Annotated in this window: 16 protein-coding genes; all 16 read right to left on the reverse strand. The window is 60.7% G+C overall.

The window, feature by feature from the left end:
• Window positions 1-2 precede the first annotated feature (2 nt).
• The 16 genes from RS887_RS21945 to RS887_RS22020 all read right to left on the reverse strand — a co-directional run bounded on the left by RS887_RS21945 (window position 3) and on the right by RS887_RS22020 (window position 12,635).
• Window positions 3-2,570, reverse strand: coding sequence for a hypothetical protein (locus RS887_RS21945; RefSeq protein WP_322617004.1), 2,568 nt, complete (start codon window positions 2,568-2,570; stop codon window positions 3-5).
• On the reverse strand, window positions 2,546-2,776 hold the full coding sequence (locus RS887_RS21950) for a hypothetical protein (protein ID WP_322617005.1): 231 nt from the start codon (window positions 2,774-2,776) through the stop codon (window positions 2,546-2,548). The genes RS887_RS21945 and RS887_RS21950 overlap by 25 nt, the downstream gene beginning before the upstream one ends.
• A gap of 82 nt (window positions 2,777-2,858) precedes the next feature.
• Window positions 2,859-3,050 carry a hypothetical protein gene (locus RS887_RS21955; RefSeq protein ID WP_143492081.1) on the reverse strand — a complete coding sequence of 64 codons (192 nt, stop codon included), beginning with the start codon at window positions 3,048-3,050 and terminating at the stop codon, window positions 2,859-2,861.
• Window positions 3,051-3,115: 65 nt separating this feature from the next.
• Window positions 3,116-3,463, reverse strand: a complete 348-nt coding sequence (locus RS887_RS21960) for a hypothetical protein (RefSeq protein ID WP_322617006.1) — start codon at window positions 3,461-3,463, stop codon at window positions 3,116-3,118.
• The gene (locus RS887_RS21965; RefSeq protein WP_322617007.1) at window positions 3,460-4,215 is read right to left on the reverse strand and encodes a hypothetical protein; all 756 of its coding nucleotides are present in this window, start codon (window positions 4,213-4,215) and stop codon (window positions 3,460-3,462) included. Before RS887_RS21965 ends, RS887_RS21960 begins: the two co-directional genes overlap by 4 nt.
• Before the next feature lie 10 nt (window positions 4,216-4,225).
• Window positions 4,226-4,678 carry a hypothetical protein gene (locus tag RS887_RS21970; protein WP_322617008.1) on the reverse strand — a complete coding sequence of 151 codons (453 nt, stop codon included), beginning with the start codon at window positions 4,676-4,678 and terminating at the stop codon, window positions 4,226-4,228.
• A gap of 5 nt (window positions 4,679-4,683) precedes the next feature.
• Window positions 4,684-4,971 carry a hypothetical protein gene (locus tag RS887_RS21975; protein WP_322617009.1) on the reverse strand — a complete coding sequence of 96 codons (288 nt, stop codon included), beginning with the start codon at window positions 4,969-4,971 and terminating at the stop codon, window positions 4,684-4,686.
• Complete coding sequence (locus tag RS887_RS21980) at window positions 4,964-5,176, reverse strand: hypothetical protein (protein ID WP_322617010.1); 213 nt, start codon at window positions 5,174-5,176, stop codon at window positions 4,964-4,966. The genes RS887_RS21975 and RS887_RS21980 overlap by 8 nt, the downstream gene beginning before the upstream one ends.
• A 270-nt stretch (window positions 5,177-5,446) precedes the next feature.
• Window positions 5,447-6,391: a Mu-like prophage major head subunit gpT family protein gene (locus tag RS887_RS21985; protein WP_322617011.1), complete on the reverse strand. Its 945-nt coding sequence runs from the start codon at window positions 6,389-6,391 to the stop codon at window positions 5,447-5,449.
• Between the two features lie 62 nt (window positions 6,392-6,453).
• Window positions 6,454-6,870 (reverse strand): hypothetical protein, encoded by a 417-nt coding sequence (locus RS887_RS21990; RefSeq protein ID WP_322617012.1) that lies wholly within the window; start codon window positions 6,868-6,870, stop codon window positions 6,454-6,456.
• A gap of 40 nt (window positions 6,871-6,910) precedes the next feature.
• A complete protein-coding gene (locus RS887_RS21995; RefSeq protein ID WP_322617013.1) occupies window positions 6,911-8,263 on the reverse strand; it encodes a S49 family peptidase in 1,353 nt (450 codons plus the stop codon).
• Window positions 8,264-8,265: 2 nt separating this feature from the next.
• The gene (locus RS887_RS22000) at window positions 8,266-8,730 is read right to left on the reverse strand and encodes a hypothetical protein (RefSeq protein WP_322617014.1); all 465 of its coding nucleotides are present in this window, start codon (window positions 8,728-8,730) and stop codon (window positions 8,266-8,268) included.
• The gene (locus tag RS887_RS22005; protein ID WP_322617015.1) at window positions 8,724-9,875 is read right to left on the reverse strand and encodes a phage portal protein; all 1,152 of its coding nucleotides are present in this window, start codon (window positions 9,873-9,875) and stop codon (window positions 8,724-8,726) included. Before RS887_RS22005 ends, RS887_RS22000 begins: the two co-directional genes overlap by 7 nt.
• Window positions 9,872-10,093: a DUF6148 family protein gene (locus tag RS887_RS22010; protein ID WP_085715656.1), complete on the reverse strand. Its 222-nt coding sequence runs from the start codon at window positions 10,091-10,093 to the stop codon at window positions 9,872-9,874. The genes RS887_RS22005 and RS887_RS22010 overlap by 4 nt, the downstream gene beginning before the upstream one ends.
• 3 nt (window positions 10,094-10,096) lie before the next feature.
• Entirely contained in the window at window positions 10,097-12,178 is a 2,082-nt protein-coding gene (locus RS887_RS22015) for a phage terminase large subunit family protein (RefSeq protein WP_322617016.1), read from the reverse strand.
• Window positions 12,153-12,635, reverse strand: a complete 483-nt coding sequence (locus RS887_RS22020) for a hypothetical protein (protein ID WP_322617017.1) — start codon at window positions 12,633-12,635, stop codon at window positions 12,153-12,155. The genes RS887_RS22015 and RS887_RS22020 overlap by 26 nt, the downstream gene beginning before the upstream one ends.
• Between the last annotated feature and the right edge of the window lie 107 nt (window positions 12,636-12,742).

Consider the following 12,742-nt stretch of genomic DNA (forward strand, 5'->3'; position numbering starts at 1 on the left):
CCCTATGCCTTGATGGCACCGTTGCGCCGCATTTTTTGCATTTCTTCGGCAAACGCCCGGGCATTGCGCCGGATGTCTGCCGGCGTCATCCGGCCGCTGTAATCGTTGTAGTGGTAGGTGCCACCGCCACCCAGTTGCCCGTCGCCATTCGCCGCCTGGCGGATGACGTTGGCGTACTGCTTGGGCAGAACCATTTCCTGTTCGTGAAGCTGGGTCATCGGGTTGGTACCCGCCGGAATGTCGTAACCGCCTTCGGCTGACGCCACGTTTTTCACCATGCCGAACACGAAGGCGCCGGCCGCCGCTGCGGCAGCGACACCCAGCACGGGACCGATGATAGGAATCGCCGACATGGCCGCGAAGGCACCCGCCATCGCTTGCCAGGCACTGGCGATGATGTTCTTCATCGTGGCTGCACCCCAGATCGCTACGGACATGGCCGCACCACCCGCCTCGGCGGCGGTACGCACACCGACGCCGGCCACCGTCGCACCAGTCTTAGCGGTTTCCCCAAACATCCAGGCCATCAACGGCTTGGTCACCATGTTCTCGATGAACGCGGTGCCGATGCTGCCGAAGATGCCCTGCAGCAACCCTTGAGTGCTCATCGTCCCGGTCAGGATGCCGTTGAGGCCACTACTCCAGCTCGACTGAATGCCGCCGAGCATGCCGGACCAGTTGCTCTGGGACTCCAGGGTTTGCTGCCGACCGATGACGGCCATGCTGTTGCGGTGGGTCTGCTCCAGCGCCAGGATCTGTTGCTGAACCTGCTGCAGGGCAACTGGGTTGCGGTCAGGGTCCTGTTCCAGCAAAGCCTTACGCTGCACCAGAGCCTGGGCCTCAATCGCGTAGCGTTGTTGCTCGAACTCGGCTTGCGCCTGCAACAACTGACCTTGGGTGATCAGGTTGGCCTGCAGGTCCAATTGGGCCATTTGTTCAGCATGGGCAATGTCCGTGAGCCGGGTTTGCTGATCAGCAGCAACCTGCTGTTGCTTCATGTTGGCAATCTGCTGCTGTTTCTCCCGCTCGATAGCAACAACCTCAGAAGCCGCCCGCTGGTACTCCTGGGAGTCTTGGCCATACAACTGCCGGCTGCGATCCAGCACCTGCTGAGCAATTTGCAGCCGAGCGTCCATGTTATGGCGGTACTGCTGGGCCTGAGCCTGCAGGTCTGCAAACGCTTTGCCTTCGTCCTGACGCCGAAGCCCGTTCAAGGCGCCGAGGTAGTTGCGTTGCACGGTGAGCCTTTCGGACGCGCTGAGATCAGTACGTTTAAGGATGGCCTGCCAGTAGTCCATTTCCTTCTGTTGCGAGAACTTCAGAAAGGTCCCCTGCTCCGACTGCATCTGCGCGTGTGCGACCTTCTGCGCATCCAGCGCTTCAGACCACTGGCTGACCCGGGATTTTGTAGGTCCAGTCGGTGCGGTCGGAGTGTCCGTTTTCGCCGGTGGCGGCGTGGTGGTTTGAACCAGATTTTTGCGATGCTCGACGGCAGCGGCGTATGCCTGTTCAAGCTTAGTGAGGCGCGCTATTTCAATGCCATAGGCTGTTGGAGCGACGCGCCCTTGCTGGGGAGGCTTGGTCAACGCGGTGTCACCGGTCGCCGCCATTTCCGCGACCTTGGCTCGCTGTGCCTCGATTCGCGCCATGCGTGACCGCATGCCGGCATCTACCTGATCGATCTTAGTGGAGGTGAGCTGCATGCTTTCCAGCAACAGGCGCTCTTCCTGTAACGAGCCCTCCAGCTGGGCCTTGCCACCCCCACCCCGTGGCCCTTTATTGCCAACGTTTGCCAGCATCGCCTCATAGCGAGCGACATTCGCCGACACTTCCTCGACGGTCAGCCCCACCCCCGTCATGCCTTTGAGAATGCCATTGAACCAACCGGCGGTTTCAGCCAGACGCTTGTTCAGGCTGATAAAAACAGGCTCGAGGATTGTGCCAATGGTGACTTTGAGTTCATTGCTCCTCGAGTCAAGCTCCGCCTGGCTACCCGTCAGCCCATCGGCCGCCTTCTTCGCATTGCCGACCTGGGCCTCGGTCTCTTTCATGATTCCGTTGTATTCGGCCTGGATCTTCTGCGAATCGCTCAGTTTGTCGCGCGTGGTGCCGATGCTCTTGGCGTACTCATCCCACATCTTGGCGACGTTTTTCGTTACCCCGGCGTTGTCGACCAGCACCGAGTTTTCGTTCTTCAAGCCCTCGGTTGCGGTCACCACTGCTTCGGACATACTGAGACTGGCTTGTCGGTTGAACGCCGCAGCGTCCTTCAAGCGGTTGATGATCGACACCGCCTGGTCAACGCTATAACCACGGCTCAGCAGGTTCTGCAGCGCCTTGGCCGCATCCCCGACGCTAATCAAACCATCCGCTGCCAGCTTGTTGGCCTCATCCATGGCCCGCCCGATTCCGACGCCAGCATGGTTGGCCACCGCTTCCAAACCGCGATAGGCCGCCTGCTGCTGGATCGCCGCTTCCTTGCTGTCACTGACCAACTGGCCCAGCTTGAAGGCGCCGATCCCAAATACGCCCAAAATGCCCGCGGCTACGCCCCCCAATCCAGAGCGCATGACGCTCGCGACACCCGAAAGGCGTCATTCACCGCCGGGCCAAACTTTCCGAGCTGGGCCTGACTACCCACCATGTCGGTGTTGATGGCCCGCAGCTCTCGGCTGAGCGTTGTTCGGGCGTCACGCATATTGCGCTCGATGCTTTCGACTGCGCGGTCAAAACCCTGGGTGCCGGCAGTGAACTGGTACGCGATATTTCTATCCATGCCGGACACTCACTGTGCAAGAAAATAAAAAACTCCGCCTGAGCGGAGTTCTGTTGATGACGAGAGAACGCTCGGCGCTGCCTCAGCCTGGTACGACAAAGGCATCCAAAGCGCCACGCAAATGCTCAGGCAGTTCGTCGCGCATATCTGCAGCCAGTGCAGCCATGTTGGTCGCCAGGTCTGGCGCCCCACGGTCCGATTGCGTTGGCTTGTACCCCAGATATCCGGCAACCAGCACATGAACAGGCGGATGGTGGTGCCAGTAGTCCGTCATGTGCCCCACCATGATCATGTCCCAGTCACGTCGCAGCGTGACCGGGCTCTGACCGGTGCTAGCAATCAGGTGAGCGTAGAGCTGGCCCCAGTCGAAGGGGCCACCGCTTCCCCCGGCGCCGCATCCTGGACTTCCAGACCCGAGGCGCTCATCACCGCATCGAGAGCATCACGCATGTTTCTCAGGTCCAACAGCGCGGCAACCTCAGCGCGCTCGATATCGGGATAGTTACGACGCAATGCCGCGTGCGTCGCATCGATCACGGTCGCGATGCTGTCCTTGTCCATGTTGCCCGCCATCACCGAGTTGATGCGGTCCAGCAACTGCTCCAGATCACCCAGAGCCAGCGGCGGAATAACCAATACCTTCCCGGGAAACGGGAACTCCACACCCGGAACATTCACGACCGTCATTCGCTGGTACTCCAGTACACGACCTCGCCAAACTCATCGGCGTAGCCCGTGAATTCAAAGTCAGGGATGGTGTAGTCGTCCTGCTTGGTACCGAAGCCCAGCTTGTTGCTGACGAAGTTCGGCACTCGGACATAGATCGCTTTGCCCTTGTACTTCAGGTACAGCTCACCCTGGAACACCGGCATATCGCCCATGGGCAAGTTTCGAACCGACAGGCTCTTACCCGTAGAAACGGAATAGCGGTAGTCGATAAACACCTGCTTATCGACATCGGCAACCGCGAAACTGTACTCGCCCGTCACGGCGTTATAGGTGTACTGACCTACTGCAGGAGCGGCCAGCACTCGCTCAAAAGGCAGCGCTCCGGCACCACGTACCCCCAGATCACCCGCCAATAGACCACCAACGGGCGGCGTCACGGTGATCTTGCCGCCTGCCGGCACAGGCGTCGGCGTGGTCGCGTGATGCACCAGCACCTGACCGGGCTGCAGGTGCTGGCCGAAAACCAGAGCATTCCACTGCGCAAGGCTGATCTGCGCCGCTTTTGCCTTGCCGGACAGCTTGCCCTGACCACGAGCGGCGTCGACCGCGAACTGTTCGCTACCGAACAGCTCCTTGGAGTCATAGGACAGATCGACCGAGGCTTCCTGCATGATGCCGAGCAGGATGGGGGTCGGTGCGACCAGCGAGTTGCCATAGGCGTCCATCAGCGGGGTGGCATAAAACAACCCGCTGCCGAATGCAATTTGCATAGTGTGTTCCTCAGTAAAAGGTAGGGCCGGACGTCAAGTCGCCGGTATTGCACAGGTAGGTAAAGCGGTAACGCACCATGCAGTTACCGGCTGTGTTGTCCCCGTCTTCCTCGATCCAATCGATGTAGAAACGTTGCACCCGATCCGCCTCAACAAACGCATCCTCTGCCAGCAGGACGGCATGGACCGCGACCTTGACCAGATCGGCAACCTGGTCCCAGGCCTCACCGCTGGTGGTGTTCTCCCGCGCCAGAATTTCAACTGACAGTTCAAACTGGTTGCGGTCCACCGAGGCGCTTTCGCGCTCGGTGGTTTCCAGATCAGGACGCAGCACGATGGCCGGGGTCATGCCTCGCGTCAGCGCTTCAGTACGGCTGCGAAACACACGATCCTCTGCCAACGTACCGGCAGCCGAAATCAGCGTCCTCGCCTTTTCGACGATGCGTTCTTGAATCGAAGGCATGGGATTTAAACCTTGGTGAGAGAGGCCAGACTGAAAGCGCCGTCATCGATCATGCGGCGATCGCGCACCCTGAAAGTGACGCCACCGACGGTGATCAACTTGGGATTGTCGATGCCAAGGCGTTCGGCCTCGGCGGTGATAACCAGGATCTCGTAGCTGGTGGATTGGCTGTTCAGCCCACCCATTCCAACGATCTCGTCGGGCATATCCCGGGCCGCCAGAAAGGATTGACCATCAATCACCCCGCCCACGTCGAAATCTTCCAGAAAGCCCGCGAGATCCTCATTAAGCACTGTCGCCATCCTTGGCCTGGGTGCCTTTACGTGGGACGCTTTCCTGAACTGGTAGGGCGGCGGTCTCCACCTTCACCTCCACCAGCTGATGGCGAAAACGTTCAGCTACGTCGGCCGGCAATTCGATCTGGTCACCGGGCCCGGTCACCTTGTTATCCGGACCGCGAAACGTTCCGGACACAACCGTGTAGGACTTATTCGCCATCACTGCCCCCGGCTGCTTTCTCGACCTTACTCACGCGCTGCACCAACGCCTTGTCCGGTTCGCCAGGGATAACGATGACCTCCCCGCCTTGAACTGAACGGCATCCAGAATGATGTAGCGTCCCTTTTTCCCTGGACCGCTTCCAGGCTATGCGCACGCACAGCAGCCTGGGCAGCGGTCAAGATCAACTCACCGCTGTACAGCGTGATGGGCTGATCAACGTGATACTTCGGCATATCAATGTCCTCGATGACGTGTAGGCCCGTTGGCCTACACCAGTTTGTTCAGGACGGCGTACTGCCAACGACCGAAGCCCACGTTGCGCCAGGTGTCGACACCGTACTGGTGGGCATCGTTGTCGAACTCGTACTCCGAGCCTTCAGCCTTGGCCTTCATCACCACGTCGGTTTCCTGCTGACGAATAAACGCTTTCAGGCGACCGTCAGTACGCAGGGTGACGAACTGGTCCTGCCAGGCGTTGAGGCGAACGTTACCCACCACGCGCACCACGACGTTATCCGGCATGACGATTTCGTTGATGTTGGTACCGCGGGGCACGCTCAACGCAGATTGGGCAACGCTCAGCAGGTTGAACGGCACCATCACCAAGAACTCGCGAGCCAGTTCGTTGATCGGCTCGCCCTGATCGTCTTTCAGGCTGGTCAACTGGGTGACCGACTTGGCTACGGCCTGCTGGAATTCTTCGACGCTGGGGGCAGTCGGTGTACCGTGCTTTTCGGCAGGCAGGTTGGCAATGGCGGTGGTGATCTTGTTGGACTGGACACCACTTTGGCCTTCCTGGTGGTCGGTGTCGAAGTAGTACTGCCCGTCGTAGCAGACCTGGCTCTCGCCGTTGAGCAGCAACACCGACAACAGGCGCGCCCAGTGCGCGTTGGTACGGTCAGCCAGTTCGCCCAGACGAATGCGCAGTTGACCGGTTTTGTCGCGGCGCAGTTCTTTGACCAGGACTTCGATGGTCGCTTCAAAGTGCAGGTTCTCGATTTCGAGGTCAGCACTGTTGAAGCCCTTGGCATGACGCCCGCCGATCCATTCGCGCAGGGTTGGCACCATGCCGATCCAAGGATAGGTTTCTTTGGCCTGGTCAGAGTCGAACAGGTTGGAGACTGCATCGATCCAGGTATTGCCGACATTTTGTTCGAGCAGCTCGTAAAACGTACCGATCACGGCACGACTGGACAGTACTTCAGCACCCATGGGTGATTCTCCCGAAGAAGGATGAAATGGAAAAAATGGAGTTGCGCCAGTTACGGGGGATGTTACGGAGCGACCGGAATGGCCTGCGCAGCGAACTTGACGATGCCCACGCCGCCACTGACGAAGCGGTGCACATGGCCGACGCGGCTATTGCCAGCCGCAGTCAGCACGAAGGTGCCGCTGTCACTGGCGTAGACAGCTTTGCCGATGTCCGTGATCGCCAGCGCAGCGACAGCGAGCTGAACCTTGCCGTGTTCACGCGTGCGCACGCGGATCGCACCGGCGCCGCCGATGCGGTTGTCAGCACCGCAATCAGTAAAGCCGGCAAACAGATCACCGGCGGCGAGCGGTCGAGCCAGGCCGCTGGCGGCAACAATGCCGACCGCCGAGCCTTCGAAGATTTGAGCGCCGCCAGCGACGGGCAGATCGTTGATATCCCCCGTTTCGTAAGCGCGTGGGGTGTCGAGGGTAAGTGGCATAGGATTCTCCAGGGCCAGGGGTTAGAGGATTACCAGGTGCTTACTTTTTCAGGACCTTGATCAGCCCTTTGTCGGAAGCGCGGCGATAGCCGTGGTAGGCCTCGAACGTTCCGAATTCAGTGCGCAACTCCTTGTCGCGGTCCCACGTTGCTTTGGCGCGCTCTTCCAGCGGCGCGTCCGGATCTTCCTGGGTAGCCGCTGGAGCCGCTGGCGGTGTAGCGACAGCCGGTACGGGCTCGGCAGCACTGCCACGAATATCGGCCAGTGCGTTTACGCGCTTCGATTTCTCGGCACTGATCACCTGTGCGGCGGCTTCGGCACCACTGGTTTTTCCATCGAACTTGAGGCTGGCAATCAGTTCTTCATGGCCCGGCAAGCCAGCCGCCTCGACAGCCTTGATGCGGTCACACTCAGCACGGGCACCGGCTGCGTGTGCGTCATGTTCCAGGCTGGCCAGCAGCTCGGCATGGTTCGCGGCCAGGTACTCGCGGGTCATGGCTGGCTTGTCAGTCGTTGGGGTCGGTGCAGTGCTGCTGTTTGGCGTGGACATGGATCGATCTCCAGAAGAGCTGCCATTGAATTCGGCGATAAGGTTTTCAAGGGTGGATTCACGGTCAGCCATGCCCAGTTCAACGGCATCAGAACCAATCCGCATGTCGCCCTGGCCGAAGTCGGCCAGCACGGTTTCAACACTGAGGCCGCGATAGTTGGCGACGTCCTCGACAAAGATGTCGGTCAATCGATCGACATGGGCCTGGGCCTGCGCACGGCCTGACTCGGTGCCGAAGTCCGGCCTTTTTTTGGGGCTCTGGCTGCTGACGATCTCGAAACTGCCGTCGTCGCCGTTTTTTTGCACCGTCAACACAGTGCCAATAGAGCCGACCGCGCCCGTGCGGCTCATGACAATTTCATGGGCTGCCGCGGCCATCCAGTAACCGGCGCTGGCCGCGTTGCCGGAGACGTAGGCCACGACCCGCTTGGGCGAGGCGCGGATCATTTGGCCGAACTCCGCGATGCCGCTGGCGATGCCGCCGGGCGTGTCCATCACCAGGATGATGGTGTCGGTTCGCGGGTCATCCACCGCCGTGGTGAACTCCTTGGCCAGCACGTCCAACGAGGTCGCACCGGACAGCGCCGTAAAGAGGTTGGCGTAGCGGAACACCGGGCCGGTGACCGGCAACAACGCCACGTTGCCGCGCTGTGTCACCGTTCGGGTGTTCTGCAAGGGCTTGCCTTGCCGAGCCTCCAAGGCTTCTGGCCCTTCATTCTCGCGGCGGGCGATAGCGGTGATGGTCTGCAGCATGTCCGGGGTGATGGCCCAGGGCTCGCGTGACACCAGGTCGAACGCCGTCACCCGGTGCACGGGAGGTGCATCGGTTGGGTTGTCGCTCATAGTTATGTCCGTTCAGGAAGGTCGGGGTTTACGGCAGGCTCATTTTCCGGACGTGCTGTAGGCGTTGCAGAAAGGCCATCGTCAAGGCGGCGCTTTACCTCCAGCGCCCGCTGTTCGTGGTTTTCTTCCCAGTCGCTGCCGTCATAGAGCATCGATTCCTTCGCCAGTGTGCTGATGCCGATATCAATACGCTTTTCCGCGGCGTTGACGTCTTTCAGGGGGTCCACCGTGCCCGGGCCATCCCCGACCCACAGCGACCCGCAGTAGGCATAGCGCAACAACGGATGGTCAAAAAAGCCCGGCGCTTCGACATCGCCTTGAGCAACGGCTTCTTCCAGCCAATGCTCGTACACCGGCTGACAGAAGTTGTGCCCCAAAAAGTCGCGGCACCCGCGCACAAACTGCCAGGCCTCCATGACGGCAGCCCGGGCCGCCGTATAACTGGCAGTGAAGTGCTTGATCAGCACCTCATACGGCAGCTCAGGGCCATACCGATCTGCCGCAGCATGGCCAGCACGAAAGGATCAAAGGCCATGTTCGGACGCCCCGGGGACGCGGTGTCGATGGAGGCGCCGTCATCCAGCTCGGCCACGATGCCACCGCTGAGCGCACCGTCCCAGCCGCCAGAAGCGCGCCCTGCCGGACCATCACCGCCCACCGGCGTATTGCCCGTAGCGGCCGAAGCCAAAGGGCTGAGCTGGCCACCATTGCCTGGCTTGATGAACACCGCGAAGAACGCCGACACCACCGCCGCTTCCAGCTCGGCGTCGGTGTAGCGGTCGAGCTGTTTGAGCTTTTCGATCACCGGCGCCAGGTACGGTACCCCGCGGGGCTGACCCACACGACGGCGCCGGTACAGGTGCAGCAGGACCCGGCCGCCCCGCTCATTGAAGAACGGACGTTCATCCCACTTCCGCTCTTTCACCCCCAGCGCACCCGGATGGCTGCGCAGGATGTGCGCCTTGACCGGCGCCCCGTCCGCATCACGTTCTATACCGGCGGTGAGTATCTCCGTGTCGGCCTTGCCGTCGGGGTTGCAGACCCGGTCGCCCTCGATCAGTTGAATGCACGCCGAGTAGTGATGGCCTGCCTGAACCTTGTGTGTCAGCAGGGGGAACACATCCCCGCTGCTCAGCACCGACCGCCACGCCAGCTCCTGCAGGCCATAAAAGTTCTGCTCTCGGGTAATGTCGCAGCAGTTGGTTTCGGCCCAAGACTTGAACAGCGATTCGGTATTGCGCTGCCAGTTGCGGGCCTGCTCTTCATCCCACCCGAGGATCTGACGATTGACCACCGACTTGAGGGCCAAGCCGGTACCAACCGTTTTCGTCGTCACCGTGTTAATCGCGCCACCGCCGATGGGGTTGTTGCGCTCCAAGTCGCGACAGCGCTCGCGCAACGTGGGCAAGTCAGGCAGCAGGTCCGCCGCGGCACTGCCCGCCGTAGGATTCCAGGCACTCAACGAGCGTTTCGCCTTGGAGGCTCCGGTGTAACCGCCCAATGCGGTCATCGTCATGCGTGCATGCATCCGCTTGGCACCGCGCTCTGGACTGATCCAACTGATGGCTTTGTCCAACAGCGTCGGTTCAGGTGCTTTCGGTGCGCGGCTCATAGCGGCGTAATCCCACGCAGCGTTATACCCCGAGGCCGTCCGCTGGCCAGCCGATCAACCTGGCCTTGCCAGTAGTCGATCATCCGCGTGATTTCAGCGGCATCTGCATATTCCAGCTGCCGGGTGCCGATGCGATAGCTCTGTTTCTGGCTGACCTTGATGCTTGCGTCGAGCCACGCTTGAAGTTGGCTCTGCGCCTGTTCCAGTGTGATGGCCATGGGTTAATTCCTGCGTTGGGAGAGCACACGCATTGCACTGCGGCGCCCAGAAATAACTCTCCCGCCAGATGGCGGGAGTTCAGGTGGTTCAACAGGTGCGACCGGCGCCGGTGGCTCAGCAGCTGCATCACGCTCAGGATCTGGATCGTGAGCCGGCTCAATCGCCGGCGGTGCATCGAAGAACAACGCCCCCTGCCGAATCTGGGCATCAAGCGCCGCCCAGTCGTGCTCTTGCAGCAGATGAGTTTTCAGCGAACGAGCCGCGTGGAGGGCGTAGGTTTCACAGTCGGTGGCTTCGTTCGGCTCACCCGCCTTTTTCTGCCACACCTTGCGGTAGTGATGCCGGCGGCTGGGGGCTTTCACTTCGGCGGTGATCTGCCGCCAGTAGTCGGGCCGCACTGTCTTGTAGAAGTGCATGCGGCCCGGCCCGTCGCCAGCTAGCGGTAACCGACCTTCAATCCAGAGGTCCTTGGCTCGGGAGGTACCGACGATGTAGGGGCGCAGGCCATACTTCGAGGCCTTCTGCTCTTTGTCGGTGTCGACACCCTGCCGAGGCGCACTGAATATTTCTTTTCGCTCATCGTCCCGGCTGTTGCCCCGTTCACTAGCGCCCTTGATCGCCATCACGCCATTGCGCTGGTGTTTACGGCAAAACGCATACGCCGCGTCCTGGGTAACGGTACCGTCCGAGGTGTCAAGCGACACCGCGAGCACCTTCAATTTGGCACCGCAGGCGTGGGTGATGGGAGCAAACAGCAGTTTCTCCAGGTCCAGCCACACGCCCTGATCGGGCAACACCACCTCGCCGTAGATCTCGCCCCAGTACAGCAACCAGGATTCCTCACCGCGGCCCCAAGCCCGCATGACAACCGCGAGGCGGTCATGCTGGACGTCCACGCCGGCCGTGACCACCAGGCCACCCATTGGCACGAACAGTTCGGGGTAGTCTTCCGCCCGCTCTGCCAGTTTGTCTGCCTCGGGCAGGTCCGACTTGTACTCGTAGGCGCGGCCCTGTTTCTGGTTGACGAACTTGATCAGCAGCGACAGGTTGCCCATCGACGCCTGGTGCTCGGCGTTGAGTTTCTCGCGCACGATATCGGCCAGGCTGGTGCCCGGCAGGCAGGCGTAGAGCTCGTTCAACTCAATGAACCCGGCACGACCGGCAAAGGGTTTGGTCGGCACCCAGCCGCAGTTCGGGTCACCTGCGTCAATGGCATTGAACACCGTGTTGCGGATGTTTTCCTTGCGCTGGTAGTCGTCCCAGATCTCGCCGCAGTGCGGGCAGGCATAACCAGCGGTTGCCGGATCCGCACGCCCGTAGATTTCATGGGGCTGAGCTTCCTCTTCGATGTCGAGCCACTTGATGTGCGCGAAGTCCAGCACATGAGCCTGGCCGCAGGTGTGACAGATGATCGGCAACACCCGGCAATCGGTCTGGGCCAGCCTGGCTTCGGTCTTGCTCGCGCCCTTGATGGCTGGCGTACCGCCCACCAGCATCTTGGAGCCGGGATAACGCTTGCCACGCTCCTCGAGCAGGGCGATTGCATCCCCCTGCCCCTTCACGTCGTCGCTGGTATCGTCCGGTTCCTCGACCACCGACAGACCGACAGACGATGTGGATTTGACGTTGCCGGGGGAGTTGGACGCTACCAGCTTGAGGAACCCGCCCGGGAAGGTCTTATGGTCCCAGCGATTGCCGGAAGTGCGGCTGACGTCAACCGGCATCAGCTTCGCCACTTCCGTGTTCGCCGTGACACCGAACTTGAGCTTTTCGTCGTGGAAGTTCTTGCCGTCCTTTTCCTTGGCAAACAGGATCATGATCGGACGCGGCAGGTTGTGAATGAACTTGAACAGGTAGCCGATCAGGAACCACGTCCAGCCGATCTGCGCGGCTTTCATCAGGTCAACTTCACTGACCCGCGGATCATCCAGGGCGGCGGCAACGCCGAGAAAGTAAGGCGTGTACTGGAAGTCGTAGAGGCCGTGCAACACGCCACTCTCTGAGGGCAGGTAAAACTCGGTGCTCAGGTAGTGCGCGGTCGGAATGTCACGCGGCGGGTTAAATTTCCCCGCTGCTGCCAACAAGCTCCGCGCCAAGTTTTCGCGCGTAGCCTGCAATTCGCTCGGTTGTAGGTCCAGCAACTTTGGCCACCACTGTTCGATCAATCGTGAGTTTCTGCACGTTTTCGATTTCCTGAAGGATTCGTTCAAGGCCGCCCAGGTATTCCCGGTTGGCGAAGCCGGCCCAGTCGGACAGCACCCGCTCAGCCTCGGCAGCAGAGATCAATGAGCGCAGTTTTTCGTGATACGCCAACCGCCCGTTCGCCGACTTCTGTTGCAAGTCATCGATCCGCGCTCTGTTGAGTTGTTCAAGCTGGCTGCCTCCGCGCCCCGCGGCTTTTCCACGCAGGTCGCGGATGTAAGCCGTGCGGATCTCATCAAGGGGCGCCGCCTGCCAATCCAGGTCCAACCCCTTGAGCACGTCGCGGGCATTGCGCTCACTCATGTCTAAGTGTTCGGCGATTTCACGTTGGGTTGGCATGGTCTGGTCCTGTGGCTGGCATGGAAGCGGAACCCCCTATGTCGAGTTGAATCTGTGAAAAAGTCGGGGTTCGAATTACCCCAATCTCTTAGGTCTCCGGAAGGACC

Origin of the sequence: Pseudomonas sp. BIC9C, from assembly GCF_034541995.1 — a bacterium.
Classification (GTDB): domain Bacteria; phylum Pseudomonadota; class Gammaproteobacteria; order Pseudomonadales; family Pseudomonadaceae; genus Aquipseudomonas; species Aquipseudomonas fluorescens_CC.

Excerpts from the sequence above, each read along its gene's own strand:
- RS887_RS21950 (WP_322617005.1), bottom strand. The coding sequence starts at position 2,776 with ATGGATAGAAATATCGCGTACCAGTTCACTGCCGGCACCCAGGGTTTT.
- RS887_RS21965 (WP_322617007.1), bottom strand. The coding sequence starts at position 4,215 with ATGCAAATTGCATTCGGCAGCGGGTTGTTTTATGCCACCCCGCTGATG.
- RS887_RS21945 (WP_322617004.1), bottom strand. The coding sequence starts at position 2,570 with ATGCGCTCTGGATTGGGGGGCGTAGCCGCGGGCATTTTGGGCGTATTT.
- RS887_RS21955 (WP_143492081.1), bottom strand. The coding sequence starts at position 3,050 with ATGACGGACTACTGGCACCACCATCCGCCTGTTCATGTGCTGGTTGCC.
- RS887_RS21995 (WP_322617013.1), bottom strand. The coding sequence starts at position 8,263 with ATGAGCGACAACCCAACCGATGCACCTCCCGTGCACCGGGTGACGGCG.
- RS887_RS22020 (WP_322617017.1), bottom strand. The coding sequence starts at position 12,635 with ATGCCAACCCAACGTGAAATCGCCGAACACTTAGACATGAGTGAGCGC.
- RS887_RS21990 (WP_322617012.1), bottom strand. The coding sequence starts at position 6,870 with ATGCCACTTACCCTCGACACCCCACGCGCTTACGAAACGGGGGATATC.
- RS887_RS22005 (WP_322617015.1), bottom strand. The coding sequence starts at position 9,875 with ATGAGCCGCGCACCGAAAGCACCTGAACCGACGCTGTTGGACAAAGCC.
- RS887_RS22010 (WP_085715656.1), bottom strand. The coding sequence starts at position 10,093 with ATGGCCATCACACTGGAACAGGCGCAGAGCCAACTTCAAGCGTGGCTC.
- RS887_RS21980 (WP_322617010.1), bottom strand. The coding sequence starts at position 5,176 with ATGGCGAATAAGTCCTACACGGTTGTGTCCGGAACGTTTCGCGGTCCG.
- RS887_RS21985 (WP_322617011.1), bottom strand. The coding sequence starts at position 6,391 with ATGGGTGCTGAAGTACTGTCCAGTCGTGCCGTGATCGGTACGTTTTAC.
- RS887_RS21960 (WP_322617006.1), bottom strand. The coding sequence starts at position 3,463 with ATGACGGTCGTGAATGTTCCGGGTGTGGAGTTCCCGTTTCCCGGGAAG.
- RS887_RS21970 (WP_322617008.1), bottom strand. The coding sequence starts at position 4,678 with ATGCCTTCGATTCAAGAACGCATCGTCGAAAAGGCGAGGACGCTGATT.